Genomic DNA, 23,638 nt, shown 5'->3' on the forward strand with positions numbered 1-23,638 from the left:
CCCGCCCGCATCGGCCCCGCGGGCTTACTCGGGCATCGAGGGGCCCAGACGCCCTGGACGCGCCCCCGGAAAGTTTTTCCAAAATTGTCCTTGCATCGTGGTCCGAGTTCCCGTATAGTACTTCTTCGCACGGGGGCGTAGCTCAGCTGGGAGAGCGCTTGACTGGCAGTCAAGAGGTCAGGGGTTCGATCCCCCTCGTCTCCACCCGAGCATTGAATGAGGCTCCAACGCAAGTTGGGGCCTTTTTTCATATTGGCACACAAGGTCAAAGGCGGCACCATGATCCTCCTGGTCGACAAGATCGAAAAAAGCTTCGGCGCACGCGTCCTCTTTAGCGGCGCGTCCTTCCAGATCAACCCCGGCGAGCGCTTCGCGCTCGTGGGCCCCAACGGCGCCGGCAAAACCACCATGCTCAAAATCATCATGGGCATCGACAGTCCCGACTCCGGCCAGGTCCAGTACGCAAAGGACTGCCAGGTGGGCTACCTAGAGCAGGAAACTAATCTGGAACAAAAGGACACCACCATCCTCGCTGAGGTCATGGCCGCCGCCAAAGAAATCCGCCGCATGGGCGAGCGCGCCAACGAGCTGCAGGCCCAGATCACTGAGCTCTCCGAACAGGGCAAGGACGTTGACGCGCTCCTTAACGAGTACGGCCAGGTCCAGGACCGCTTTGAGCACCTGGGCGGCTACGAGCTCGAGAGCAACGCCCGCAAGATCCTGTCCGGCCTTGGCTTTAAGGTCACCGACTTTGAGCGCCCGTGCTCCGAGTTCTCGGGCGGCTGGCAGATGCGCATCGCGCTGGCCAAGCTCTTCCTGCGTCACCCCGACCTGCTGCTTCTGGACGAGCCCACCAACCACCTGGACCTCGAAAGCGTCCAGTGGCTGCGCGGCTTTATCGCCAACTACGATGGCGCCGTGCTCATCGTCAGCCACGACCGCGCTTTCATGGACGCCTGCGTCGACCATGTCGCCGCTCTCGAAAACCGCCGCGTGACCACCTACACCGGCAACTACAGTAGCTACCTCAAGCAGCGCGAGGACAACCTGGAGCAGATGCGCGCCAAGCGCGCCGCCCAGGAGCGCGACATCGCCCATATGCAGGTCTTCGTTGACAAGTTCCGCTACAAGCCCACCAAGGCTGCCCAGGCTCAGGAGCGCATCCGCAAGATCGAGCAGATCAAAAAGGAGCTTGTCATCCTACCCGAGGGCCACAAGCACATCGACTTTAAGTTCCCCGACCCGCCGCGCTCCGGCGACATGGTCGTGGGGCTCGAGGGCGTGGCCAAGTCCTACGGCGACAAGCACATCTACAGCGACATCGACCTCAAGCTCTACCGCGGCGAGCATGTGGCGCTCGTCGGCCCCAACGGCGCCGGTAAGTCCACGCTCATGAAGATCCTCGCCGGCCTGGAGCCGCCCACCACCGGCACCCGCGATCTGGGCACCAACGTCGGCGTCGCCTACTATGCCCAGCACGCGCTCGAGGGCATGACCGAGTCCAACACCGTCCTGCAAGAGATCGACACCGTCACGCCCAAGTGGACCGTGCCGCAGCAGCGCAGCCTGCTGGGTGCCTTCCTGTTTAGCGACAACGACGCAATCGAAAAGCAGGTACGCGTCCTCTCCGGCGGTGAAAAGGCGCGTCTGGCCCTGGCAAAGATGCTTGTGGCCCCCGAGGCGCTCCTGTGCCTGGACGAGCCCACCAACCACTTGGACATCGACTCGGTGGATATGCTCGAGAACGCCCTGCAAAACTTCCCCGGCACCATCGTGCTGATCAGCCACGACGAGCACCTGGTACGCGCCGTGGCCAACCGCGTCATCGACATCCGCGACGGCAAGGTCACGGTCTACGACGGCGACTACGACTACTACCTCTACAAGCGCGAGGACCTCGCAGCCCGCGCCGCCGCCGAGGCGTCCACGGAGAGCGCGCCGGCCACGACCAAGTCCGCCAAGGCAAGCGCCGCCCAGGCCGACACCCCCGCCGCGGCGCCTAAGCCTGCCGAGGGCAAAAAGACCAAGGAGCAAAAGCGCGCCGAGGCCCAAGCCCGCGCCGCGCTCAATAAAAAACTCAAGGGCGTGCGCAACCAGCTCAAGAAGATCGAGACGGAGCTCGACAAAAAGCGTGTCCGCTATGACGAGCTTATGGAATTGATGGCAAGCGAAGAGCTTTATGCCGATCAAGACAAGTTCAACGCCGCGCTGGGGGAATATAACGGCCTTAAGCAAGAGCTACCCAAGCTCGAGGACGAATGGCTGGAGCTTTCCACCCAGATCGAAGAGGAGACCGCGCGTGAACTCTCGTAAGGCCGCTGCCGTGGCGATGAGCATCATCGCCATCGCCTGTCGCATCTGCGGCATCTTTATGAGCGCGATGACCGTGCTGCTGTGCTTTAGCGGCCTCACCGCCAAGCTGCAGATCGTCGGCTTTGTCGTTGAGCTTTCGCGCGCGCTGCCGAGCGTCATCGCCGGCTACGGCGTCATCACGTCGCCATTTGGCGGCGTGTTCCGCCTGGATTACGCCACCGTCGCCGTGATCCTGTTTGTGATCGACTACCTGCTCACGCGCGCCTCGCGTCGCGTCCGCTAGGGGAGCGCCATGTCCAGCAGCTACCTCATGAACCTGCTCGCCAGCGCCGTCGCCGTCATCGTGGGCATCGTGATCCACGAGAGCGCACACGCCGCCGCGGCCTGGGCGCTCGGCGACAAGACGGCCCGTTCGCGCGGCCGCGTGTCGCTCAACCCGCTTAACCATATCGACCCGTTTGGCACCATCATCCTGCCGCTGCTCATGCTCGCGGCCGGCGGCCCGGTGTTCGCCTTCGCCAAGCCCGTGCCCGTCTACCTTAACAACCTCAAGCACCCCAAGCGTGACGAGGTCCTAGTGAGCGCAGCCGGCCCCGCATCGAACATCGCGCTCGCGTGCCTCGCGGCCGCCCTCATGCACGCAATGTACGGCAACCTCTACGCCAGCATGTCCTTTGCCGTGGCGTCCCAGATCATGAACTTCGGCGCCACCTTTATCGTGGTCAACCTGTCGCTCGCGTTCTTCAACCTCATCCCGATCCCGCCGCTCGACGGCTCGTCGATCATCGTACCGTTCCTCAAAGGCAAGGCGCTCAACAACTATTACCGTCTGCAGAAATACGCTATGCCCATCCTCATCCTGGTTCTGTACCTGTTGCCCATGTGGACCGGCATCGACGTGATCGGCCGCTATTTCGACGTTACCGTGTATCCGCTTGCTGAGCAGCTGCTCAACTTCGCAATCGCCGGCATCTAAGGTAAACTTACAGGTCGACCGTGCAAAACGGTCGTAACATGCACCCAAACCGCGCCGCGAAGGCGCCGTCAAAGGAGGTCGAAGATGTCGTATCGCGTGTCGACGCAGGTCTACAGCGGACCGTTCGACCTGCTGCTGCAGCTGGTGACCCGCCAAAAAGTAGATATCAGCGCCATCTCCATTAGCGAGGTGGCCGAGCAGTACCTTGCCGAGGCCGAGCGCATCGAGGCGCTAGACCTGGACGTGGCGAGCGACTTTTTGCTGGTCGCGGCAACCCTTTTGGACATCAAGGCCGCCTCTCTGGTGCCGCAGGAGGCCCCGCGCAAAGCCGATGACGACGATGACGAGTTCGACGAAGACCTCGAGGAGCTCAGCACGCTCGACGGCGATGCCCTACGCGAGGTCCTGATCCAGCGCCTGATCGCCTACAAGCAGTTTAAAGGCGCGGCTGCGGCCCTCGGTGCCCGCATGCAGGCCGAAAGCCGCATGCACCCGCGTGTGGCCGGCCCCGACCCCGAGTTCCTGGGGCTCATGCCCGACTACCTGGCCGGCATCACCCTGCGCGGTCTGGCCGTCATCTGTGCCGACCTGGACGGCAAGCGACAGACCTTCTTGCTGGAGGCCGAGCACGTGGCACCGCATCGCGTGCCGCTCGACCTGACCGTGGCCTCAGTCGACCGCTTTACCATGACGCACCAAACCTGCACCTTCCGCGAGCTGTTGGACGGCGACGCCACCACCGAGCAGCTCGTCGTTACCTTCCTAGCAATGCTCGAGCTAGCCAAGCGCGGCTCGCTCACGCTGAGCCAGGACGAGATCTTCGGAACCATCTGCATCAACCGAGTCGAGGGCGCCGAGGCATACGTGCCCGGCGAGGGCCCCGAGCTCACCGAATAGGAGCCGCAACCATGTCAACCATTTCCACGCTGGAGGCAAACAGCCTCAAAGGCGCCCTTGAGGCGCTGCTGCTGGTGTCGAGCGACCCCGTGAGCGCACCCGCGCTGGCAGGTGCGCTGGATATCGCCCCGGGCGAGTGCGCATCGCTGCTCGCCGAGCTCAAGGTTGAGTACGAGGAGGCCAACCGCGGCTTTCAGCTGCGCGAGGTCGCCGGCGGCTGGCGCCTGTTTACGCATCCCGCCTACCACGACGTGGTCGAGGCCTACGTGCTGAGCTGGGACACGCAAAAGCTGTCGCAGGCGGCGCTCGAAACCCTGGCCGTCATCGCATACCACCAGCCTGTGACGCGCGAGGTGGTCAAGGGCATCCGCGGCGTCAACTCCGACGGCGTCATCGCGTCGCTCGTGGACAAGGGCCTGGTGCGCGAGCTCGGCCGCGATCCCCAGCGCGGTCAGGCCATCATTTACGGCACGACCAACGCCTTCTTGGAAAAGTTCGGTCTGCGCTCCACCCGCGATCTGCCCGATCTGGAGCAGTTTGCCCCCGACGAGCAGTCGCGTCAGTTTATCCGCGAGCGCCTGAGCGGCCGCAGCATTCAGTCCACGCTCGAGGAGCAGGCCGAGGACCTGGACGAAGAGCGCGAACTGCTCGATACCGATCTTGAAGATGTTGAGGCAGTCGAGGACTTGGAGACCCTGGTCGTCGACAAGACCTCGGAGGATTTACATGACGAGGACTAACGAAGTAGGGGAGACGCGCGCCATGGGTAACGCAGTACCCGCTGCCGACGCCCAGCCTGTCTACCCGCACACCATGCGCCTGCAGCGCTTTTTGGCGCGCGCGGGCGTGGCGAGCCGCCGCGGGTCGGAGGACCTGATGACCGCCGGACGCGTGACCGTTAACGGCGAGGTCGCGACCGAACTGGGCACCAAAGTCGACGTCGAACGCGATCACATCGAGGTCGACGGCATGCCTGTCAAGCTCAACCAGGGCGCCGTGTACCTGATGCTCTACAAGCCGACCGGCTACCTCACTACCATGAGCGACCCGCAGGAGCGCCCTTGCGTGGCCGATCTGGTCCCGCGCGACCGATTTCCGGGCCTGTTTCCGGTGGGCCGCCTGGACCGTGACACCACAGGCCTTTTGCTCTTTACCACCGACGGCGACCTATCGCAGGATCTACTGCACCCCAGCAAGCACGTCTACAAGACCTACCAGGCGCTCGTGGACGGGCAGCTGTCCGACCACGATCTTACGCCGCTGCGTCGCGGCATCGAGCTCGACGACGGTCTGTGCCAGCCGGCTATCTGCCGCATCATCACCGCACGCGAGGCAGAGGCCGTGGCTCCGCAAGGCGTAAAGCCCGGTACCACCGCCGTGGAGGTCATCATCCGCGAGGGACGCAAGAACCAGGTCAAGCGCATGCTGAGCAAGATCCACCATCCGGTGATCCGCCTGCACCGCTGCAACTTTGCCGGCCTGGAGCTCAAGGACGTGGCCAAGGGCTCGTGGCGCGAGCTCACCGACCGCGAGGTGCAGATCCTCAAGGCCGGCGGCTTGCCGCCCAAGCAGGCGAGCGCCAAGAGCAACGGCGGCAAGCCCCAAGACACGCCCGCCAGCCGCACGCGTCACCACGGCAGCCACGGCTCCGCACCCAAGCGCAACACCTACCGCGAGCGCTACACAGGCTAGGCAACCCGCCGCGCCCCAGCGCCCCGAACCATACCAGCACGTCAACCATCGAAAGGAAGTATTGCATGATCGTCGCCATCGACGGCCCCGCCGGTTCCGGCAAATCCACCATCGCCAAGGAGATCGCCCGCCAGCTGGGCTTTAACAAGCTCGACACGGGCGCCATGTATCGCGCCGTCACCTTCGCCGCTCTCGACCGCGGCATCGATTTGGACGACGAGACGGCCATCGACGCCCTCGCCAAGCAAATCGAGATTCGCTTTACCAACGGCACCGGCGAGGATACGCGCCTGACCATTGACGGCCAGGACGCTTCGGCTGCCATTCGTACCCCGCAGGTCGACGCCAACGTATCCAAGGTCTCGGCCTACCCGGGCGTGCGCGCCGCTATGCTCATTCACCAGCGCCGAGCCGCTGAGGACCGCGATATCGTGGCCGAGGGTCGCGACATCGGAACCGTCGTGTTCCCCAACGCGCAGGTCAAGGTCTTCCTGACCGCCGACCCGCGCGAGCGCGCCCGCCGCCGCGTGCTGCAGCGTCACCAAAACGACGCCCAGCCGCTTACTGCCGAGCAGCTCGAGGCCGAGGTCGACGAGACTCTCGACGCCCTTAAGCAGCGCGACAAGCTTGACAGCAGCCGCGAGGTCGCGCCGCTCGTGCCCGCCGAGAACGCCGTGCACGTTGACTCCACCGCCCATACCATCGACGAGGTCGTCCGCATTATCGAGGGCCTCATCAACCAAAGGAGGTAGCCCATGCGCCTGTTTAAGCAGACGCCCGAGGACTATTACAACGCCCCCTACGCCGAGTTCCCGGCGCTCATCCGCGGTACCGTCGTCGTAGTCATGGCCATCCTTTGGGCCTTCTCCAAGCTCATGTGGCGTTGGAAGGTCGAAGATGCCGATCTGCTGTTTGAGCGCCAGGACGGCCGCGGCAGCGTTGTCATCTGCAACCACACCTCGATGGCCGAGCTGCTGGCCGTGGAGACGGCGCTGTTCTTTGGCGGCCGCCGCATTCGCCCTATCTTTAAGTCCGAGTTCGCCAAGAGCAAGATTGTGCGCTGGGCTTTTAGCCGCGTTGGCGGCATCCCCGTGGAGCGCGGTACTGCCGATATGAAGTGCCTGCGCGCCGCCCAGCATGCGCTGCAGCGCGGCGAGGACGTCCTGATCTTCCCCGAGGGCACGCGCATCCGCTCGCGCGAGATCAAGCCCGAGGTCCACGGCGGCTTTGCGCTCATCGCTCAGATGGGCAAGGCGCCCGTCAACCCGCTCGCCATCTGCGGCTGGTCCGACATCACGCCCGCGGGCAAAAAGCTCATGCGTCCCAAGAAGTGCTGGATTCGTGCCGGCAAGGCCGTCTCGCTTTCGGACGCGCCGGCCGGGCTTAAGCGCACGGAGCGCCTGGCCTGGTTTGAGTCCGAGGCCATGAACCGCGTCTACGCCATGCGCGACGACCTGTGCGCCGAGCATCCGGGCAGGTTCTAGCCATGAGCGAGAACGTGACGAACACTGCCGTGACCGCGTCCGACCAGGCAACCGCGCCTACCATCGAGATCGCCGCCCACGCCGGCACTTGCTACGGCGTACAGCGTGCGCTCGACATGGCGCTGGCCGCTGCGCCGCAGGCAGGGGAGTGCACTCAGGTCCATACCTTGGGTCCGCTCATCCATAACCCTATCGTGGTGCGCGAGCTCGCTGAGGCGGGCGTTAGCCTGGCTGAGAACCTGGATAGCGCCGCAACCGGTACCGTGATCATCCGCGCCCACGGCGTGGTGCCGCAAGTGATCGATGCTGCCCGCGAGCGCGGCCTTACCGTGGTCGACGCCACCTGTCCCTACGTGAAGAAGGTCCATGTGGCCGCCGAGCGCCTGGTACGCGAGGGCTACCGCGTGGTAGTCGTAGGCGAGCCGGGCCATCCCGAGGTTGAGGGCATCTTGGGCCACGCCGGCAATGATGCACAGGTCGTGAGCTGTGCCGCCGACGCCACCGCCTTGTCGCTCAAGGGCAAGGTAGGCCTCGTCGTGCAAACCACCCAGACTGCGCAGAACCTCGCCGAGGTCGTGGCTGCTATCACCCCGCGCGTGCAGGAGCTGCGCGTGATCAACACCATCTGCGCCGCCACGAGTGAGCGTCAACAGGCAGCAGCCACACTTGCCAACCGCTGCGACTGCATGGTCATCGTGGGCGGCAAGAACTCGGGCAACACCCGCCGCCTGGCGCAGATTTGCGCAGACGCCTGCGAGCGCACGCATCACATCGAGGAAGCTTCCGAGCTCCAGGCCGCGTGGTTTGCCGACGCTCACCACATCGGCATCACCGCCGGAGCCTCCACCCCGCAAGAACACATCGAACGCGCCGTCACGCGCATCAAGGAGCTTTGCCGCTAACCATGGACCAGACCGTACCCGCATACGCCGCCGAGGTGGCCGATTACGGGCGCAGCCGCGACCCCGAGCCGGGTGAGGGCGCGCTCGTCAAGAACGTGCGTCCCGAATCGCCCGCGTGGGATGTGGGTATCGAGCCGGGCATGCGCGTGCTCACGGTCAACGGTGAGCAGCTTACCGACATGATTGTGTGGCTCTGGGAGGCCGACGATGATACCGTCGAGCTCGAGGTTTTCGACCCGCGCGACGGCACCGTCACCCCCGTCGAGCTCGACCGCTTTCCCGGCGAGGATTGGGGTTTGGAGTTCGATGGCCCCATCTTCGACGGCATGCGTACCTGCGTCAACGCCTGCGTGTTCTGCTTTATGACCATGCTCCCCAAGGGCGGCCGCTCCACGCTCTATATTCGCGACGACGACTATCGCCTAAGCTTTTTGCAAGGCAACTTTGTCACGCTTACGAACCTCACCGACGAGGACGTGCAAAACGTCATCCAGCGCAACATGAGTCCCATGAACGTGTCGGTCCACGCTGTGAGCCCCGACGTCCGCCGTCGTATGATGGGCCGTAACGCTCAGCGAGGCATGGACGTACTCGAGACCATCATGGCCGCCGGCATCGAGATTCACGCGCAGATTGTGCTGTGCCCCGGCATGAACGACGGCGAGGAGCTGGAAAAGACCCTGCGCTTTTGCGAGGAGCACGAGCAAATCACAAGCCTGGGCATCGTGCCGCTCGGCTTTACCAAGCATCAGAACCGTTTTAGCTGGTCCTACAGCGACAAGCCCGAGCTGGCGCGCGAGACCATTGCCATGATCCGTCCCTACCAGGACCGTGCCTTCGAGCGCTTTGGCCGCCACACCTTCCAGATGAGCGACGAGTTCTATCTGGACGCCGGCATCGATCCTCCCGAGGCGGACTTTTACGACGGTTACCCGCAGTACTACGACGGCATCGGCATGATCCGCTCGTATCTAGACGAGACCGACGACGTGCTTGCCGCCGATACCGAGCGTCTGGCCCGCGTCCGCGAGGCCATCGCCGCCCGCAGCCAGCACCTGCTGTGCCTCTCGGGCGCCAGCGCACGCGACACGGTGGCCCGCTTTGTGGAGTCGCCCCAGGGACTCGCCGGCACTGTCACGGCCATCAAGAACCGCTACTTTGGCGGCAACGTGGACGTGACCGGCCTCATCGTCGCGTGTGACATCTTGGAGCAGCTGCCCCAAGATCTGTCGGGGGTTATGCTCTTTGTGCCTAAGCTCATGTTCAACGCTGACGGCATGACGCTTGACGAGTATCATCGTGACGATTTACTCGCAAGCCTTACCAGTCGCGGCGCCGAGGTTCATGTGGTGTCGACCATGCCGCATGAGCTGCTCGATACCCTGGAGCACATCCTTGGCATTGTGCCTGCCGACTCTACTAATTCCGCTGACCCTACCCATTAAAGGAGAGCAGATGAAACCTATCGTCGCCGTCGTCGGACGCCCCAACGTGGGCAAGTCCACGCTCGTTAACCGCCTGGCCCAGACCTCGGACGCCATCGTCCACGAGTCTCGCGGCGTCACGCGCGATCGCTCATATCACACGGCCGATTGGAACGGCCGCGAGTTCACCATCGTCGACACGGGCGGTATCGAGCCGCTCAAGAGCGACGACGTCTTTGCCACGTCCATCCGCGACCAGGCGCTCGCCGCCGCCGAGGAAGCCGCCGTCATCCTGTTTGTGGTCGATGGCCGCACCGGCGTCACCGAGGAGGACGAGTCGGTCGCTCGCATGCTCAAGCGCTGCGACAAGCCGGTCTTTCTGCTGGTGAACAAGCTCGACAACCCCGATCGCGAGAACGACAGCATCTGGGAGTTCTATTCGCTCGGCATCGGTGAGCCCACGCCGCTCTCGGCCCTGCATGGTCATGGCACGGGCGACCTGCTCGACGATATCGTGGCCCTGCTTCCGGAGGAAGAGGACGAGGTCGCCGACGAGTTCCCCGATGCGCTGAACGTGGCCATCATCGGCCGCCCCAACGCCGGCAAGTCCTCGCTGTTCAACCGCATCCTAGGCGCCGACCGCTCTATCGTGTCCAACATTGCCGGCACGACGCGCGACGCCATCGACACCGTCGTGGAGCGCAACGGCAAGCACTACCGCATGGTCGACACCGCGGGCATCCGCAAGAAGAGCACCGTGTACGAGAATATCGAGTACTACTCGATGGTCCGCGGCCTGCGCGCCATCGACCGCGCCGACGTGGCGCTGCTCGTCGTCGACGCCTCCGTGGGCGTTACCGAACAGGACCAGAAGGTCATGGGTCTTGCCATCGAGCGCGGCTGTGCCATCGTTGTGCTGCTCAACAAGTGGGACCTGCTCGACGACGACCGCAAGCGCGAGGCCTGCATGGAGACCATCGACCGCCGTCTGGGCGTCATGGCTCCCTGGGCCCAGTACCTGCGCATCTCTGCCCTCACTGGCCGCAGCGTCGAGAAGATCTGGGCGATGGTCGACGCAGCCGAGAAGACGCGTTCGCAAAAGATCAGCACCTCGCGCCTCAACACGTTCCTCACCGACCTACGTGAGTTCGGCCACACCGTGGTGGACGGCAAGCGCCGCCTGCGCATGCACTACGTGACTCAGACGGGCGTCAATCCGCCGACGTTCACGTTCTTCGTCAACCACAGCGATCTGGTCAACGACACCTACCAGCGCTACGTGGAGAACCGCATGCGCTCGACCTTCGATTTTGCCGGCACGCCCATTCGACTCTTCTTTAGGAAGAAGGAACAAAAGGATGCATAATCCGATTCTGCTGACCGCCATCTGCGCCGTGGTCTCGTTCTTTATCGGAGCGATTCCGTTTGGCCTGATCCTGGGCCGCGTGTTCAACCACACCGACATTCGCAAGGCGGGTTCCGGCAACATCGGCACAACCAATGCGCTGCGCGTGGCCGGCCCTAAGGTGGCCGCGCTCACGTTGTTGCTCGACTGCCTTAAGGGCGCCATCTGCGTCCTTATCGCGCGTCCGCTCATTGCCGACTTGGGCTATGGCTTCCCCGTAAGCATCATGGCGCCCGGAGCCCCCGGCGATTGGATGCTCGGCGTCATTTGCCTGGCAGCGGTGTGGGGCCATATCTTCTCGCCCTACCTTAACTTCCACGGCGGCAAGGGTATCGCGGTTGGCCTGGGCGTCATCCTCGCCTGGTACTGGCCTATTGGCCTGTCGCTGCTCGGCATGTTTATCGTGGCCGTCGCCATCACCAAGTATGTGTCGGTGGGCTCGCTTGCCGCTGCCATCGGTCTTCCCATCGCTGCTTGCGCGGTCTTTCCGTACAGCAGCCTGGGACTTAAGTTTTGCATGGCGATAATCGGCATCACCGTTGTGTGGGCCCATCGCGCGAATATCCAAAAGCTCATGGCCGGTAAGGAGTCCAAGCTCTCGTTTACCAAGCGCGTCACCGAGCCCGACGATAAGTAGGAGAGAATCATGAATGTTGCGCTGATTGGCTCCGGCTCCTGGGGAACCGCCGTCGCCGGCCTTGCCGCCGCGCGAGCCGAGCGCGTGACCATGTGGGCCCACAGCGAGCAGACGGCCGCCGGCATCAATGGCGAGCACTGCAACCCCCGGTATCTGGTGGACTACGAGCTGCCCGGCAACGTCGTCGCCACGACGGACCTGGCGCAAGCGCTCGACGCCGCCGACGCCATCATCTTTGCCGTGCCCTCCACACACCTGCGCAGCGTATGTCATCAGGCAGCGCCTTTCATCGCCGCCAACACCCCGGTGCTCTGCCTCACCAAGGGCATTGAGCCCGAGTCCGGCCTGCTCATGAGCGAGGTCATAGCCAGCGAGATCGGCAACGAGACGCGCGTGACGGCGCTCTCGGGCCCCAACCATGCCGAGGAGATCTGCCGCGGTGGGCTTTCCGCCGCCGTCATCGCCAGCAAAGATCCGCAGGTAGGGGAGACCTTTAAGGACCTGCTCCTGTCAACCGCCTTCCGCATCTACCTGTCGCAGGACATGACCGGTGTCGAGGTCTGCGGTGCCATGAAAAACGTCATTGCCATCGTATGCGGCATCTCCGCCGGTTCGGGTGCGGGCGATAACACGCTCGCCCTTATCATGACGCGCGGCCTGGCCGAGATCAGCCGGCTGGTGCACGCTCGCGGCGGGCAGGCCATAACCTGCATGGGACTTGCCGGCATGGGCGACCTCATCGCCACCTGTACCTCGGAGCATTCGCGCAACCGTACCTTTGGTTACGAGTTTGCCCACGGCGTGTCGCTCGACGAGTACCAAGAGCGCACACATATGGTGGTCGAGGGCGCCGTCGCGGCCCGAAGCGTCAGCGAGCTCGCCCGTTCACTGGGCGTAGACATTCCGCTCACCTTTGCCGTGGAGCAAACGCTCTACAACGGTGTTACTTTGGATAGGGCGCTCGAGATTCTCACCGACCGCGTCCCATCGCAAGAGTTCTACGGGCTCAACGACTAGCGCAGAAAGGCTACTACCATGGGTACCATTAAAATCGCTCCGTCCGTCCTTTCGGCCGACATGGCCAACCTCAAGGGCGACCTCGACAAGATCGCCGGTGCCGACTATGTGCACTTCGACGTCATGGACGGTCACTTTACCGGCAATCTCACCTTTGGCGTCGACATCCTCAAGGCCGTCAAGCGCTCCACCGACGTGCCGGTCGACGCACACCTCATGGTTTCGAACCCCGACGAGACCGTCGATTGGTATGCCGATGCCGGCGCCGATATGATTACCGTGCACTACGAGGCCTCTACGCACCTGCACCGCACGCTCACGCACCTGCAGCAGCGCGGCGTCAAGGCCGGCGTGGTGCTCAACCCCGCAACGCCCGTTTGCGTGCTCGAGAGCATCATCGAGGTCGTCGATATCGTGCTGCTGATGAGCGTGAACCCCGGTTTTGGCGGCCAGAGCTTTATCCCGGGCACCATCGCCAAACTGCACGAGCTCAAGGCCATGTGCGAGCGCCACGGCGTGTCGCCCCTGATCGAGGTCGACGGCGGCATCTCTTCTAAGAATATCGCCGAGGTCGTCAAGGCCGGCGCCGATGTCTTAGTGGCAGGCTCCGCCGTATTTAAGTCCGAAGATCCCGCCGCCGAGGTTGCGCTGCTGCAGAAGCTGGGCAACGAGGCCGCACAGGAGGCATAAACCCTTATGACCGCAGGTCAAAACCGCATACCCGTGAATCTTGACTATGCCGCCTCGACGCCCATGCGCGCCGAGGCGCTTATTGCGCAGCGTGAGTACGACGAGAGTGAACTTGCGGGCGTCAACCCCAACTCCCTGCACTCGCTCGGCCGCAAGGCCGCCGCGCGCCTGGAGGTCGCACGCCGCGAGATCGCCCACAGCTTTGGCGCGCGCGTCCGCCCGTCCGAGATCATCCTGACCAACGGCGGCACCGAGGCCAACCAGCTGGCGCTCCTTGGCCTTGCCGAGGGCGCTCGTCAGCGCGACCGAAAGCGCGGTCGTGTAATCGTTTCGGCCATCGAGCACGATTCGATTCTGGACAACCTGCCGTTGCTGCGTGCCGCCGGCTTTACCGTCGACCTGGTGCAGCCCTGCCGCATGGGCTACATTGAGCCTGCCACGCTTGTCGAGCTGCTCGGCGACGACGTGGCGCTCGTGAGCATCATGGTTGCCAACAACGAGACCGGCGTGGTGCAGCCCATCCGCGAGCTTGCCGCTGCCGCGCATATCGTGGGCGCACTGTTCCATACCGATGCCATCCAGGGCTATCTGCATATTCCGCTCGATGCCGTCGAGCTGGGCGTCGACGCCATGTCCGTCGCCGCCCACAAAATTGGCGGTCCCGTAGCATCTGGCGCACTCTACGTTAAGACCCGCACGCCGCTGCGACCCCGCATCTTTGGCGGCGGACAGGAAGCCGGACGCCGTGCTGGCACGCAGGACCTGCGCACGCAGCTGGCTTTTGCCGCTGCCGCTTCCGCGCTTTTGCCGAATGTTGCCCAGGAGCGCACAACGCTGCAGGCCTTATCCGACAAGCTCTACGCCACGCTTATGGCTCATCCGCGTATTCATGCCACGATGGGCGACTACGCACAGGCCGATCGCCTGCCGGGCATGGTGTCGATCTACGTTAACGGCATGGACTCTGAGGAGCTCATCGTCAAGCTCGACGCCGCCGGCTTTGAGGTTTCGTCCGGCTCGGCGTGCTCGAGCGGCAGCATGGACCCCAGCCACGTGCTCAGCGCCATGGGCATCGGTCGCGAACAGGCGCTGGGTGCCTTGCGCATCTCCTTCGATGATCGCGTGAATCCAGGCGATCTGGACGAGTTTGCCCAGACGCTGCTCTCGATCGTAGGCGCCGTATGATCATCGCGGAACTCGAGCGTGCACTGCTGGCACGCTATCCTAAGACGGACGCCGAGGGTTGGGATCATGTTGGTTTATCTGTGGGAGATCCCGCTGCCGAGATCACCGGTGTTGCCTGCGCACTCGACGCGACCGAGGATAACGTGCACCGTGCTCTCGAGGCTGGCGCCAACGTGCTGCTGACGCATCATCCCATCTATATCAAGGCGCCCGAAGCCTTTTGTCCGGCCGATTCCGCGCGTCCCCAGTGCAGCGCTGCGCTGTACGAAGCGGCTCGTTGCGGCGTGAGCATCATCTCGCTTCACACCAACCTGGACCGTTCGCACGAAGCGCGCGTTCGCCTGAGTGATTTGTTGGGCGCTGAGCCCATGAGCTCGCTGGAGCATGTAGACGAGCCTGAGCTCACCGGTCTTGGCGCACTCGCGACCCTCCACGACGCTTGCAACCTGCGCGATCTCGCCAACCGTGCCGCCATGGCGTTTGGCAGCGACCCGCGCGTGTGGGGAGAGGCAGATCACCCGTGCCGCACCATCGCCATTTTGGGCGGCTCCTTAGGCGACTTTGGAGAGCTCGCCATCGCCGCGGGCGCAGATGTTATCGTGACGGGCGAGGCAGGCTACCACGTGGCACAGGACCTTGCCTTGCGCGGGCTGCCGGTGATCTTGCTCGGCCACGACCGCTCCGAGGAGCCGTTCGTTGATATATTGATGAACTCTGCAGTTGACGCCGGGGTCGACCCCCGTCATGCGATTAAAATACTGAACCCTTGCCAATGGTGGACTGTGACAAAAGGAGAGAACTTATGAGCGCCGGCGCTACGCTACTCAAGCTGCAACAGATCGATTTGGAGCTCGCCCGCAACAAGAGCGAACTTGCCAATATGCCGGAGCTCAAGGAGCTCGCTTCCAAGCGTAAGACCTATGTAAAGCTCAAGTCCGAGATGACCAAGCTCTACGCCCAACGCAAGGACCTGGACATTGAGCTCGACGATCTCAACACCACCGAGATTCAGACCAACAACGCCATCGAGGCCGCCAAGAAGCGCCACGTCGACGGCTCTGACTATCGCGAGGTTCAGGACCTGGAGAACGAGCTTGCCACCCTGGCCAAGCGTCTGGACAAGATTGAGCACACCCGCAAGGACGTCGTTGTCGCCCACAAAGAGGCGCTCGACCGCGAGACCCGCGCGCAGGCCATCATCGCCAAGTTCGAGGAGGGCGTAAAGGCCGATACCAAGGCTGCCCGCGCCAAGGCTGCCGATCTGCAGGCTCAGATCGATGCCGCCACCAAGGAGCGCACCGCGCTTGCCGCCACGCTGCCGACCGACGTGCTCAGCGACTACGAGCGCCTGCTCAAGCAGTTCCGCGGCCTGGCCGTCGAGACCATCAAGGGCAACATCCCCACGGTCTGCCACACCGCGCTGCAGGCGTCGTCCATGAGCGACCTCAACCACGACGGCAGTGAGATTACGCACTGCCCGTATTGCCACCGCCTGCTCGTGCTCCCTAGCAAGGAAGCTTAAACGATGGTGGCACCCAACAATTCAATGCAACTTGAGGGAAAAACGATCCTGCTGGGAATTACCGGCGGGATCGCCGCCTATAAGTCGTGCAATATCGTGCGCCTGCTGCAAAAGCGCGGCGCCCACGTCAAGGTCGTCATGAGCGAGCACGCCACGGAGTTCGTGGGGCCGCTCACCTTCCGCGCACTCACCAATGAGCCCGTTGCCGTGGGCCTATTCGACGACCCCTCCGACCCCATCCACCATATCTCGCTGGCGCAGGAGCCCGACGTGGTGGTCGTGGCGCCCGCGACGGCCAACATCATCGCTAAGATGGCCAACGGCATCGCCGACGACCTCATCTCCACCACGCTGCTTGCCACGCCGCGCCCCATCGTGATCGCACCGGCCATGAACAATGGCATGTGGAAGGCACCGGCCACGCAGGCCAACATGGCCACGCTGCGCGAGCGCGGTGTCAATGTTGTGGGTCCGGGTAGCGGTTACCTTGCCTGCGGCGACGTGGACACGGGACGCATGAGCGAGCCCGAGGACGTCGTCGAGGCCGTCTGTGAGGTGCTGAACCCCGTCCCGCAAGACCTGGCGGGCAAGCGCATCGTGATCACTGCCGGCCCCACGCACGAGCCGATCGATCCCGTGCGTTTTATCGGCAACCGTTCATCGGGCAAGATGGGTATCGCTCTGGCGGGGGAGGCCGCACGCCGCGGCGCCGCCGTCACGCTCGTGCTGGGACCGACATCGCTCGACGTTCCCCACGGCGTGGAGTGCGTGCGCGTGCAGACCGCCGCTGAAATGCTGAAGGCAGCGCTGAGCGCCTTCCAGACGGCCGACGCGGCCATTTGCGCCGCCGCCGTCGCCGACTACACGCCGGCGGCCCCGGCGGACCATAAGCTCAAAAAGGCCAACGAGCGCCTGGATCGAATCGAGCTCGTCGAGACCGTTGACATCTTGGCCGAACTTTCACGCCAAAAGGGCGATCGCCTCGTAATCGGCTTTGCAGCCGAGACTGATAACGTCGTCGAGTACGCCGAGCGCAAATTGACCCGCAAAGGCTGCGATGCCATTATCGCCAACGATGTCTCACGCGCCGATTCGGGCTTTGGAACCGACACCAACAAGGCTTGGATCGTGAGCATAGCGGGTACGCAAGAACTACCCGTACTAACAAAACCTCAGCTCGCAGATACAATTTTGGACTTGCTTCAAAATTTGTAAAAAAGTTCTTGCACAAGGACAAAGTTTCGGGTTAATATACTCCTTGTTGCGAGCGAGAGCAGAGCAACAAACAAAAGCTTCGGGACGTGGCGCAGCTTGGTAGCGCACTTGACTGGGGGTCAAGGGGTCGCTGGTTCGAATCCAGTCGTCCCGACCAGAAGTTTGTAGGTCAGGCACTTAGTGCCTGACCTTTTTTGTTTTAAGCAATTGCTTAATTTTCAGTAAGCAACAGGGTGCCAAAAATCTACCTACGCGATAATCGCCTTTTGCGGCTACTTGCGCGTTTTGCACGCGCTTGAGCCGATTTATTAACGCGATATGAATCTACATACGCGTAGCTGGTATACAGCCGAGTACAGGCTGTATTTATCGCGGCGATTTACACGGATATAGCGACTGTGACGAACAAGCGTGTCGCTGTATTTATTCCAGTAGTTCACTTGATCGGTGGACAAGTGGGCTGTTGCAGCGAAATGCCAAGCAGGATGAGCTCTACACGAGGACCCCGCAGAGGTAATGGCGGGGGAGTGTGGCAGACGCTCTGAGAGCCGCTGTATGACCCCATTTCCCCTCAACCCGACTACCTGTGCCACGAACATCAGACCGTTCGAGTAACCGCCAAAAGAAAAGCCCGCGCGAAGTTGCGCAGGCTTTTCGCTAGACAAGCTAGAAGACAGGCTAGAAGCACCAAGCGGGGCAGACGCAAAGCGAAGCGCTCGCGTCGTCGCCACGCGACGGCCTGCCAGTGCCGGTGACGTCGAGGAAGTACGCAGAAAGTTTCGGTAACACCGAACGCTCCCACCATAAGCTGCTAATGGCAATGGCAGAGTTGGGATTATCGTTATTCGTCACCTTGCCCTTGAAGGCCTCGTACTGGCTACCCTCGGAGGAACTCCAGGGGTAGTCAGAGGCCCAAAGGGAAGTGAAGTCGGAGGTCCAATGGGAGGTGCAGGGCGCGATCTCGGAGTAGCTGAGAAGGAACAGCCTGTCCGAGGTCGCGGTTACGGCGGCGTTCTTATCGATTCCGCCGACGTTGTTCGTGAGCTTCCTGACGGTCTTCACCTTGGACTGGAAATCGGGCGGCATGAGGCTCCAGATCTCGCCGGAGTTCATCTTCGCACGGAGCTCCGACTTCTCCCAGCCACCGGCGTTGGTGTCGGTGGCGTTCATGCGGGGCGAAATACCCGTCGAGGTGGTGAGGAACGTCAGCCCCGCCTAGCCCGAGCCGTCGGCCAAATCGTCATGGTTGATGCCGATGATGCGGTATTCGAGCGTCTTCCCATCGGTGAGCTTCATCGTGAACTTGGTGCCGGCATCCATGGCGGCCTTCGCCTTGGCGTAGGCGGGAGACGCCTTGCCCTTCGTGGCGATGTCCTCTGCCACGGCCTTCTGCTCACCGAGCGTCCAGTCCTTCGCGTCCTTGGCGATGGCCGCCTGGACGGTCGCGGAATCGGCCCCTGTGGAGCCGCCACCGGATGTTCCACCGTCCTCGACGCCACCGGTCGCCCCGCTGTTCACCGCGTCGCCGACCAGGTTGAACTGGTTTCGGATGGTCCCGGCCACGCTGGGTCCCGCGAACACGATCACCAGGCCGATGACCGCGATAATCAGGACGTACTCGATGATAGATTGCCCACGAAGGCGGATACCTCTAGGAGATACCCCCCCCCGAAGGTTAATTGCCGCTGCATGCATATGCGACTCCCTTCGCTCAGGCTGAATAGAAACGGCTTGAGCGTAGGACTATTCCAAAAGGTTGCGCTGGACTTGCCGCAGCGGCAAAGAGTAATTAGCCCAACGTCTGCGCAGCTTAACCGACCGCTCACACAATCGAATTTGTTGCTCAACAAATTCGCAGGTGAGGACAGCAGAATTGGTGTTACCGGAAGTTACGGAGGACCGCCGGTGTCGAGGCGGGCGGTCGAGAAGAAGGGACCAAAAATGAGAAGCCTGGAGCTGATAATCTTCTTCCTGCCTCTCTTGGCGATCGCCGCCAACATCTGCGGCGTAGCGGAGCTCGTTAAGATTGCCAGGGCCAAGGGGCATTACACCAATGGCGCGGGAATCCTCTGGTTCATCGGCCTTTTCGGCACCGCGCTCATGGTCGGCCTGATCGTCTGCGCTCTGCCCGACCGAGCGGCACCGGCGCCCAGCGCACAAAGGGACGAAGACGCCCTGCCCGAGGTGTAGTAATGTCGAAATACAAGATCGCCTACCGCGACGCCAACCCCTCCTGGCAGGAGCTTTGCCCTGTCAGGATGTTAGCCATCCAAGTCTCCAGAGACACCGAGACGGGAGCCTGCTTCCTCCAAACAAAGATCGTCAACGTATCGACGAAACCCATCAGCCGCATAGAGTTCACTGTCGGGCTCGAAGGCGAGGGAGGGGAGACGGAGACCGTCGACTTCTCGCTCCTAGATGCCGACCTGCCCGCCGGCGAGGTGCTCAGGCCCAAGGCGGTGAGAATCAAGCTGTCTGTTATCACCGGCTCGCGTGCCGTTGTGACCCAAGCGGACGGCGAGACCTCCTTCGGCGACCCGATCGACATCGATAGCCCCGCGCCACTCGCACTCAACGGGGTCGAGGAGTCGGAACGCGATGTCCTGCTCTCCGAGATGGGGGCCGATACCTTCAAATGCGCGGGCGTCCATTCCGAACACGACGGGTGGTGGCAGTGCGGCTGCGGTGCGGTGAACCTCAAGCGCGGTACCTGCTGGAACTGCGGCGCCGTGCGCGAGAAAATGGCGGATCTGGAAGATGCCGCGTTCCTGGATGAATCCAGAAGGGACAGGGTCTACAAGACGAGCGTCGCGATACTCGAGAAGGGCAACAGGAAGGAAGCTGAAGCCGCCAAGGAGAGCCTCGAGAGGCTGGCCGAGCAGGGCTACGGGGATTCGGGCGAGAAGGCAAGAGAGGCCGGCATGAAGATTGCGAACCTCTCGAAAAGGAGGAAGAAGATAGCCGTCGCAGCCGTCGCGGGCATCGTCCTGCTTGCCGTCATGGTCGCCATCTCGCCCCTGCCGTCCATGCTCGAAGCGCGGGCGGACATGAAGGCGGAGCAGGAGGTAATCGACAGCAAGTCGATTGGGCAGACCGACGAGTTCGGGACCTATTCGGGTGGGCTGGCGGCCTACAAGGGCGCTGCAATCGCCGGCAGACCGATCAGATGGATCGTAGTCGACAAGGAGGACGGACGGGTCCTTCTCGTAACCCAGCAGTGCATCGACGAGATGGCGTTCGATACGCAAGGCGACGCAACCGATTTCAAGTCCAGCTCGCTATACGACTATCTGAACGGCAGCTTCAGGGATTTCGCCTTCAGCGATGTCGAGCGGGGCCTCATCGACGGAGACGCCACGATTCTCAACTCCTTTCTCCTTTGCGAACCCGCGCTATCGGACGATTTCCGGTACGCAAAGTCAGTGAAGGACGATAAAGTTAAGGACTGGTGGACCTCTACCGTCGAGAAGTACAGCGGCAGCTCAGACTATAGTGATTTCTACTATGTCGGGCAGCCCCTAGCCAATTACGTGTGCAAGATGGGCGACATCAAATTTGGCGATGACGGGAGCGAGCAGGATGACTTGCTCGGAGTCCGTCCCGCCATCTGGGTCAAATTGAATTAGCAGTCGGTTTTCCCATCGGTTGAATTGCGAAGGTGGCTCCCGATGGTTCGGGAGCCACCTTCATGCGTTCACTTGAACTTGTCTATTGCCATGCCTTGGGAAGGATTACGCCGGGGACGTTCTTGTTGGAGTCGCTATGCAGTGTATTCGGGCTGATGTTCCAGTCGGAACAATCCAGATGGAGACTCCGGCACTGCTCGGACATTCTCGTTAAGTCATATACAGCACTTAAATCGCACTTGGCACCGAGACCAGTTACGTCCACATCCGCGTCCGGAACGAATCGAAGCGGTATCCCGTTTCAAAACGTATGCGTTTCACCATGAGAGAGGGATCTGTCATGAGCTGGAAACCGAGAAAATGCGTTATCGCCTTACTGACTCTGGCGACTCTGACGTGTTTCGCCGCCTTAATCGCCGTCAATATCAAACCGCAACACGATGCTTATCCCTCATCTTTGTCCATTAAAATGGGCCAAAATTTCAGCCTCGGCCGAAACGTGAATTATTTTAACAAGCTAAAACCTAATGAGGAAAATATCTTGATGTTCTGGGCATCGTGGTGTCAGCACTGCGAATCTCTCATAGAAGATATGCAACAACTTGATATTTTCGCAGCCTTAAGGAAGAACCTTTTCACTGTTTCCGAGGACAGCACAATTGAAGAAGCCTCGGTCCATGAAGGAGACTTTCCCATATACATAGATTAAGATAAGACCGTGTATGACCAATATGAACTTGAGCATATTCCGTCCGTATTCATACTGGATGATCAAGGAAACATCATCGGCTTATCCGAAGGAGAGGAAGAACCTCTTGCCTTATTAAAGAAATACGCCAAATACAACGGATATAAAGCGGAAGGAGGCGACATCAAGTAACTATCAAAGGCCAGATTAAGGAGCCAGCCATGAAGAAATGCCTGCTCTCCATCGTCTCAGCAGCTCTTTGCCTCTCCCTTGTCATGACACCATTTGTGCCCGTTGCGGCAGCCTATGCCGACGAGGGGTCTCCCGCCGAGAGCAGCGAGATCTACGTCGGAGACAACTACGACGAAAATTACGATATATCCCTTTTTGAGCGCGGACGCTGCACGGATTCATATTCCAAGGCGTGGTGCGATTCTCACGGATTTGCAAATAACCGCACCGTCCCTCACAAGGTCAAGCTGAACGCGAAGGAGGAGGCTTGCCTGCGCGATCCCTACCTTGCTGGCACCGCTGAAGTTATCGCCGGTCTCGTGACAACCGGTCCTGGCGGCGGCTTGTTTGCAACCGCAATGACATCGTGCCGACTTTTCACTTGCATGTTCTAAAAGGAGGTTGCCATGCTGTCGCAAAATCAATCGAGATACTTGGTCACAATCGGCTTTGCCCTGCTTGCATTACTCTTTGCTAGCGACCTTTTGCTGAAACCGCCCAAGGAACTCGTTTTGCTTGCCATAGACTGCCTTTCCGCCCTTTACTTTACGGCAACCCTATTCGTCGGACTAAAGGAGAGGAAAAAAGGCGCAGTCGTCGCATCCGCCGTATGCTTGATCATAACCATTGCATCATTCTTTATCTGACACATTGGTGATTTAGGGGCGATATCGTAGGAATACGACCGGGAGAGCCGGGACCAGATTGCCCGGGTTGCCCGGTCGGCTCGCACGACGGCGCGGCGGTTCCACAGAAAGCTCTCCGGACTTCACGCCGTTTCTGATCGCATTGTAGACAGCCATCTCGTCTTCGCAGTCGGCGAGCACGCGGTGCGCGTCGTCGTTTTGGATGTCCAGTAAATCTCGAAGGTCCTCCATGCACCAGCGTCCGAGATTTGGCCATGCGCGTTGCGCGAGCTGATAAGTGTCGATTGCGATGTTGTAGTTAAAGTCCAAGCCAAAGCCGTCCCAGGCAGAACGGCTTTGTTTCCTTGATTATCAATTTCATCCGGACACTTCCCGCATTCATCCGTGTGTGTACGGATGAATGCGGGGTTCGATACCCCGGCGGCCTGATCGGCAGACCGCCGGGAATTCTCACTCCTCGATAAAAGCCGGCGCTCGGTTAGTTCTGCGCATCTTGAAATCGTTAGTTTCGTGGGAGACGTAGAGGATGCCGTCCATCCCATCTCGCGATGCATATGAAAGGTGAACAGAACCGCAATCCGCTCCATCATTGTCGAGAAGATCGAACGAATTCGGGTCGCTCGTTGCGGCCAAACGACCACTCAGACAAGAGCCATCGTCATTACAGATTTGCCATTCCATGTCTTCGCCTGCAAGAATCGCCATAGACGTCCTGGTCGCGCCATCGTCGACATACATCCCGTCTATGCCAAACCCATTTTCAGCGCCATCGATGAACGACTGCTCGGACCTATACCTCGCAAATGATGCACATAGCACCATTGCAAGACAAAGTACAAAGCCAACAATCGCTATCTTTGCATAGCTCTTGCCTATCATGTCATTCATCTCCCTCGTATGTATCGAGGTATTCCTGCTTGAGCGTCTGCGAGGACGACTCGATCTTTTCCACGAGCGTGCCGGCCTCGATGAAGTAGAACGAGTCGGTGAGGTCTGCCAGGTCGTCGAGCAGATGGCTTGAAATGAGCACGCTTCGTCCCCGCGCCACCTCGCTGCGCATCGCGTCGCAGGAGGTTTTCCGCTTTCC

At 61.5% G+C, this 23,638-nt stretch carries 27 protein-coding genes, 2 tRNA genes and 1 pseudogene; 25 read left to right on the forward strand and 5 right to left on the reverse strand.

Features of this window, described 5'->3' with window-relative positions; genetic code table 11:
* Window positions 1-131 precede the first annotated feature (131 nt).
* From DWV32_RS09460 to DWV32_RS09555, 20 genes are all read left to right on the forward strand, one after another.
* A tRNA-Ala gene (locus tag DWV32_RS09460) sits at window positions 132-204 on the forward strand.
* 75 nt (window positions 205-279) lie between these two features.
* On the forward strand, window positions 280-2,313 hold the full coding sequence (locus tag DWV32_RS09465) for an ABC-F family ATP-binding cassette domain-containing protein (protein WP_117757981.1): 2,034 nt from the start codon (window positions 280-282) through the stop codon (window positions 2,311-2,313).
* On the forward strand, window positions 2,300-2,596 hold the full coding sequence (locus DWV32_RS09470) for a hypothetical protein (protein ID WP_233540451.1): 297 nt from the start codon (window positions 2,300-2,302) through the stop codon (window positions 2,594-2,596). Before DWV32_RS09465 ends, DWV32_RS09470 begins: the two co-directional genes overlap by 14 nt.
* A gap of 9 nt (window positions 2,597-2,605) precedes the next feature.
* The gene (locus DWV32_RS09475) at window positions 2,606-3,289 is read left to right on the forward strand and encodes a site-2 protease family protein (RefSeq protein WP_117757982.1); all 684 of its coding nucleotides are present in this window, start codon (window positions 2,606-2,608) and stop codon (window positions 3,287-3,289) included.
* An 84-nt stretch (window positions 3,290-3,373) separates the two neighbouring features.
* Entirely contained in the window at window positions 3,374-4,186 is an 813-nt protein-coding gene (locus DWV32_RS09480) for a ScpA family protein (RefSeq protein WP_117757983.1), read from the forward strand.
* Window positions 4,187-4,197: 11 nt separating this feature from the next.
* The gene (gene scpB, locus DWV32_RS09485; protein WP_117757984.1) at window positions 4,198-4,926 is read left to right on the forward strand and encodes an SMC-Scp complex subunit ScpB; all 729 of its coding nucleotides are present in this window, start codon (window positions 4,198-4,200) and stop codon (window positions 4,924-4,926) included.
* Window positions 4,927-4,948: 22 nt separating this feature from the next.
* A complete protein-coding gene (locus DWV32_RS09490; protein WP_199577006.1) occupies window positions 4,949-5,878 on the forward strand; it encodes a pseudouridine synthase in 930 nt (309 codons plus the stop codon).
* A 65-nt stretch (window positions 5,879-5,943) separates the two neighbouring features.
* Entirely contained in the window at window positions 5,944-6,630 is a 687-nt protein-coding gene (gene cmk, locus DWV32_RS09495) for a (d)CMP kinase (protein WP_117757986.1), read from the forward strand.
* Window positions 6,631-6,633: 3 nt separating this feature from the next.
* Window positions 6,634-7,362: a lysophospholipid acyltransferase family protein gene (locus DWV32_RS09500; protein ID WP_117757987.1), complete on the forward strand. Its 729-nt coding sequence runs from the start codon at window positions 6,634-6,636 to the stop codon at window positions 7,360-7,362.
* A gap of 2 nt (window positions 7,363-7,364) precedes the next feature.
* Complete coding sequence (locus DWV32_RS09505) at window positions 7,365-8,264, forward strand: 4-hydroxy-3-methylbut-2-enyl diphosphate reductase (RefSeq protein WP_117757988.1); 900 nt, start codon at window positions 7,365-7,367, stop codon at window positions 8,262-8,264.
* Between the two features lie 2 nt (window positions 8,265-8,266).
* On the forward strand, window positions 8,267-9,709 hold the full coding sequence (locus tag DWV32_RS09510; RefSeq protein ID WP_117654758.1) for a DUF512 domain-containing protein: 1,443 nt from the start codon (window positions 8,267-8,269) through the stop codon (window positions 9,707-9,709).
* A gap of 10 nt (window positions 9,710-9,719) precedes the next feature.
* On the forward strand, window positions 9,720-11,054 hold the full coding sequence (gene der, locus DWV32_RS09515; protein ID WP_006236029.1) for a ribosome biogenesis GTPase Der: 1,335 nt from the start codon (window positions 9,720-9,722) through the stop codon (window positions 11,052-11,054).
* A complete protein-coding gene (plsY, locus tag DWV32_RS09520) occupies window positions 11,047-11,730 on the forward strand; it encodes a glycerol-3-phosphate 1-O-acyltransferase PlsY (RefSeq protein ID WP_117583167.1) in 684 nt (227 codons plus the stop codon). The genes der and plsY overlap by 8 nt, the downstream gene beginning before the upstream one ends.
* 9 nt (window positions 11,731-11,739) lie before the next feature.
* The gene (locus DWV32_RS09525) at window positions 11,740-12,747 is read left to right on the forward strand and encodes an NAD(P)H-dependent glycerol-3-phosphate dehydrogenase (RefSeq protein WP_117757989.1); all 1,008 of its coding nucleotides are present in this window, start codon (window positions 11,740-11,742) and stop codon (window positions 12,745-12,747) included.
* Between the two features lie 18 nt (window positions 12,748-12,765).
* Window positions 12,766-13,437: a ribulose-phosphate 3-epimerase gene (gene rpe / locus DWV32_RS09530; protein WP_117757990.1), complete on the forward strand. Its 672-nt coding sequence runs from the start codon at window positions 12,766-12,768 to the stop codon at window positions 13,435-13,437.
* Between the two features lie 6 nt (window positions 13,438-13,443).
* Window positions 13,444-14,622 (forward strand): cysteine desulfurase family protein, encoded by a 1,179-nt coding sequence (locus tag DWV32_RS09535; RefSeq protein ID WP_117757991.1) that lies wholly within the window; start codon window positions 13,444-13,446, stop codon window positions 14,620-14,622.
* Window positions 14,619-15,428 carry a Nif3-like dinuclear metal center hexameric protein gene (locus tag DWV32_RS09540; RefSeq protein WP_117757992.1) on the forward strand — a complete coding sequence of 270 codons (810 nt, stop codon included), beginning with the start codon at window positions 14,619-14,621 and terminating at the stop codon, window positions 15,426-15,428. Before DWV32_RS09535 ends, DWV32_RS09540 begins: the two co-directional genes overlap by 4 nt.
* A complete protein-coding gene (locus DWV32_RS09545; protein WP_117757993.1) occupies window positions 15,425-16,144 on the forward strand; it encodes a zinc ribbon domain-containing protein in 720 nt (239 codons plus the stop codon). Before DWV32_RS09540 ends, DWV32_RS09545 begins: the two co-directional genes overlap by 4 nt.
* A 3-nt stretch (window positions 16,145-16,147) precedes the next feature.
* The gene (gene coaBC / locus DWV32_RS09550; RefSeq protein WP_233540452.1) at window positions 16,148-17,359 is read left to right on the forward strand and encodes a bifunctional phosphopantothenoylcysteine decarboxylase/phosphopantothenate--cysteine ligase CoaBC; all 1,212 of its coding nucleotides are present in this window, start codon (window positions 16,148-16,150) and stop codon (window positions 17,357-17,359) included.
* A gap of 80 nt (window positions 17,360-17,439) precedes the next feature.
* A tRNA-Pro gene (locus DWV32_RS09555) sits at window positions 17,440-17,516 on the forward strand.
* 521 nt (window positions 17,517-18,037) lie between these two features.
* Here DWV32_RS09555 and DWV32_RS09560 read toward each other — a convergent pair.
* Window positions 18,038-18,568, reverse strand: a complete 531-nt coding sequence (locus DWV32_RS09560) for a DUF6273 domain-containing protein (protein ID WP_255413151.1) — start codon at window positions 18,566-18,568, stop codon at window positions 18,038-18,040.
* 6 nt (window positions 18,569-18,574) lie between these two features.
* Complete coding sequence (locus DWV32_RS09565; protein WP_147346228.1) at window positions 18,575-18,922, reverse strand: hypothetical protein; 348 nt, start codon at window positions 18,920-18,922, stop codon at window positions 18,575-18,577.
* A 378-nt stretch (window positions 18,923-19,300) separates the two neighbouring features.
* Here DWV32_RS09565 and DWV32_RS10165 point away from each other — a divergent pair, with 378 nt between their 5' ends.
* The 5 genes from DWV32_RS10165 (at window position 19,301) to DWV32_RS09590 (ending at window position 22,551) form a co-directional block, all read left to right on the forward strand.
* Window positions 19,301-19,549 carry a hypothetical protein gene (locus DWV32_RS10165; RefSeq protein ID WP_117638267.1) on the forward strand — a complete coding sequence of 83 codons (249 nt, stop codon included), beginning with the start codon at window positions 19,301-19,303 and terminating at the stop codon, window positions 19,547-19,549.
* Window positions 19,550-19,551: 2 nt separating this feature from the next.
* Entirely contained in the window at window positions 19,552-20,985 is a 1,434-nt protein-coding gene (locus tag DWV32_RS09575) for a hypothetical protein (RefSeq protein WP_117757996.1), read from the forward strand.
* A gap of 340 nt (window positions 20,986-21,325) precedes the next feature.
* Window positions 21,326-21,694, forward strand: coding sequence for a hypothetical protein (locus tag DWV32_RS09580; RefSeq protein WP_117636020.1), 369 nt, complete (start codon window positions 21,326-21,328; stop codon window positions 21,692-21,694).
* Window positions 21,695-21,894: 200 nt separating this feature from the next.
* On the forward strand, window positions 21,895-22,299 hold the full coding sequence (locus DWV32_RS09585) for a hypothetical protein (protein ID WP_117757997.1): 405 nt from the start codon (window positions 21,895-21,897) through the stop codon (window positions 22,297-22,299).
* A gap of 12 nt (window positions 22,300-22,311) precedes the next feature.
* A complete protein-coding gene (locus DWV32_RS09590; protein ID WP_117636018.1) occupies window positions 22,312-22,551 on the forward strand; it encodes a hypothetical protein in 240 nt (79 codons plus the stop codon).
* Window positions 22,552-22,563: 12 nt separating this feature from the next.
* Here the strand turns inward: DWV32_RS09590 and DWV32_RS09595 are convergent, their stop codons facing one another.
* The 3 genes and pseudogenes from DWV32_RS09595 to DWV32_RS10255 all read right to left on the reverse strand — a co-directional run.
* Entirely contained in the window at window positions 22,564-22,860 is a 297-nt protein-coding gene (locus tag DWV32_RS09595; protein WP_117636017.1) for a hypothetical protein, read from the reverse strand.
* 141 nt (window positions 22,861-23,001) lie between these two features.
* Window positions 23,002-23,430 carry a hypothetical protein gene (locus DWV32_RS09600; RefSeq protein WP_117757998.1) on the reverse strand — a complete coding sequence of 143 codons (429 nt, stop codon included), beginning with the start codon at window positions 23,428-23,430 and terminating at the stop codon, window positions 23,002-23,004.
* Window position 23,431: 1 nt separating this feature from the next.
* Window positions 23,432-23,638 (reverse strand): annotated as a pseudogene (locus DWV32_RS10255) (hypothetical protein); the annotation flags it as partial.

The organism is Collinsella sp. AF04-24, from assembly GCF_003465685.1.
Taxonomy (GTDB): domain Bacteria; phylum Actinomycetota; class Coriobacteriia; order Coriobacteriales; family Coriobacteriaceae; genus Collinsella; species Collinsella aerofaciens_AP.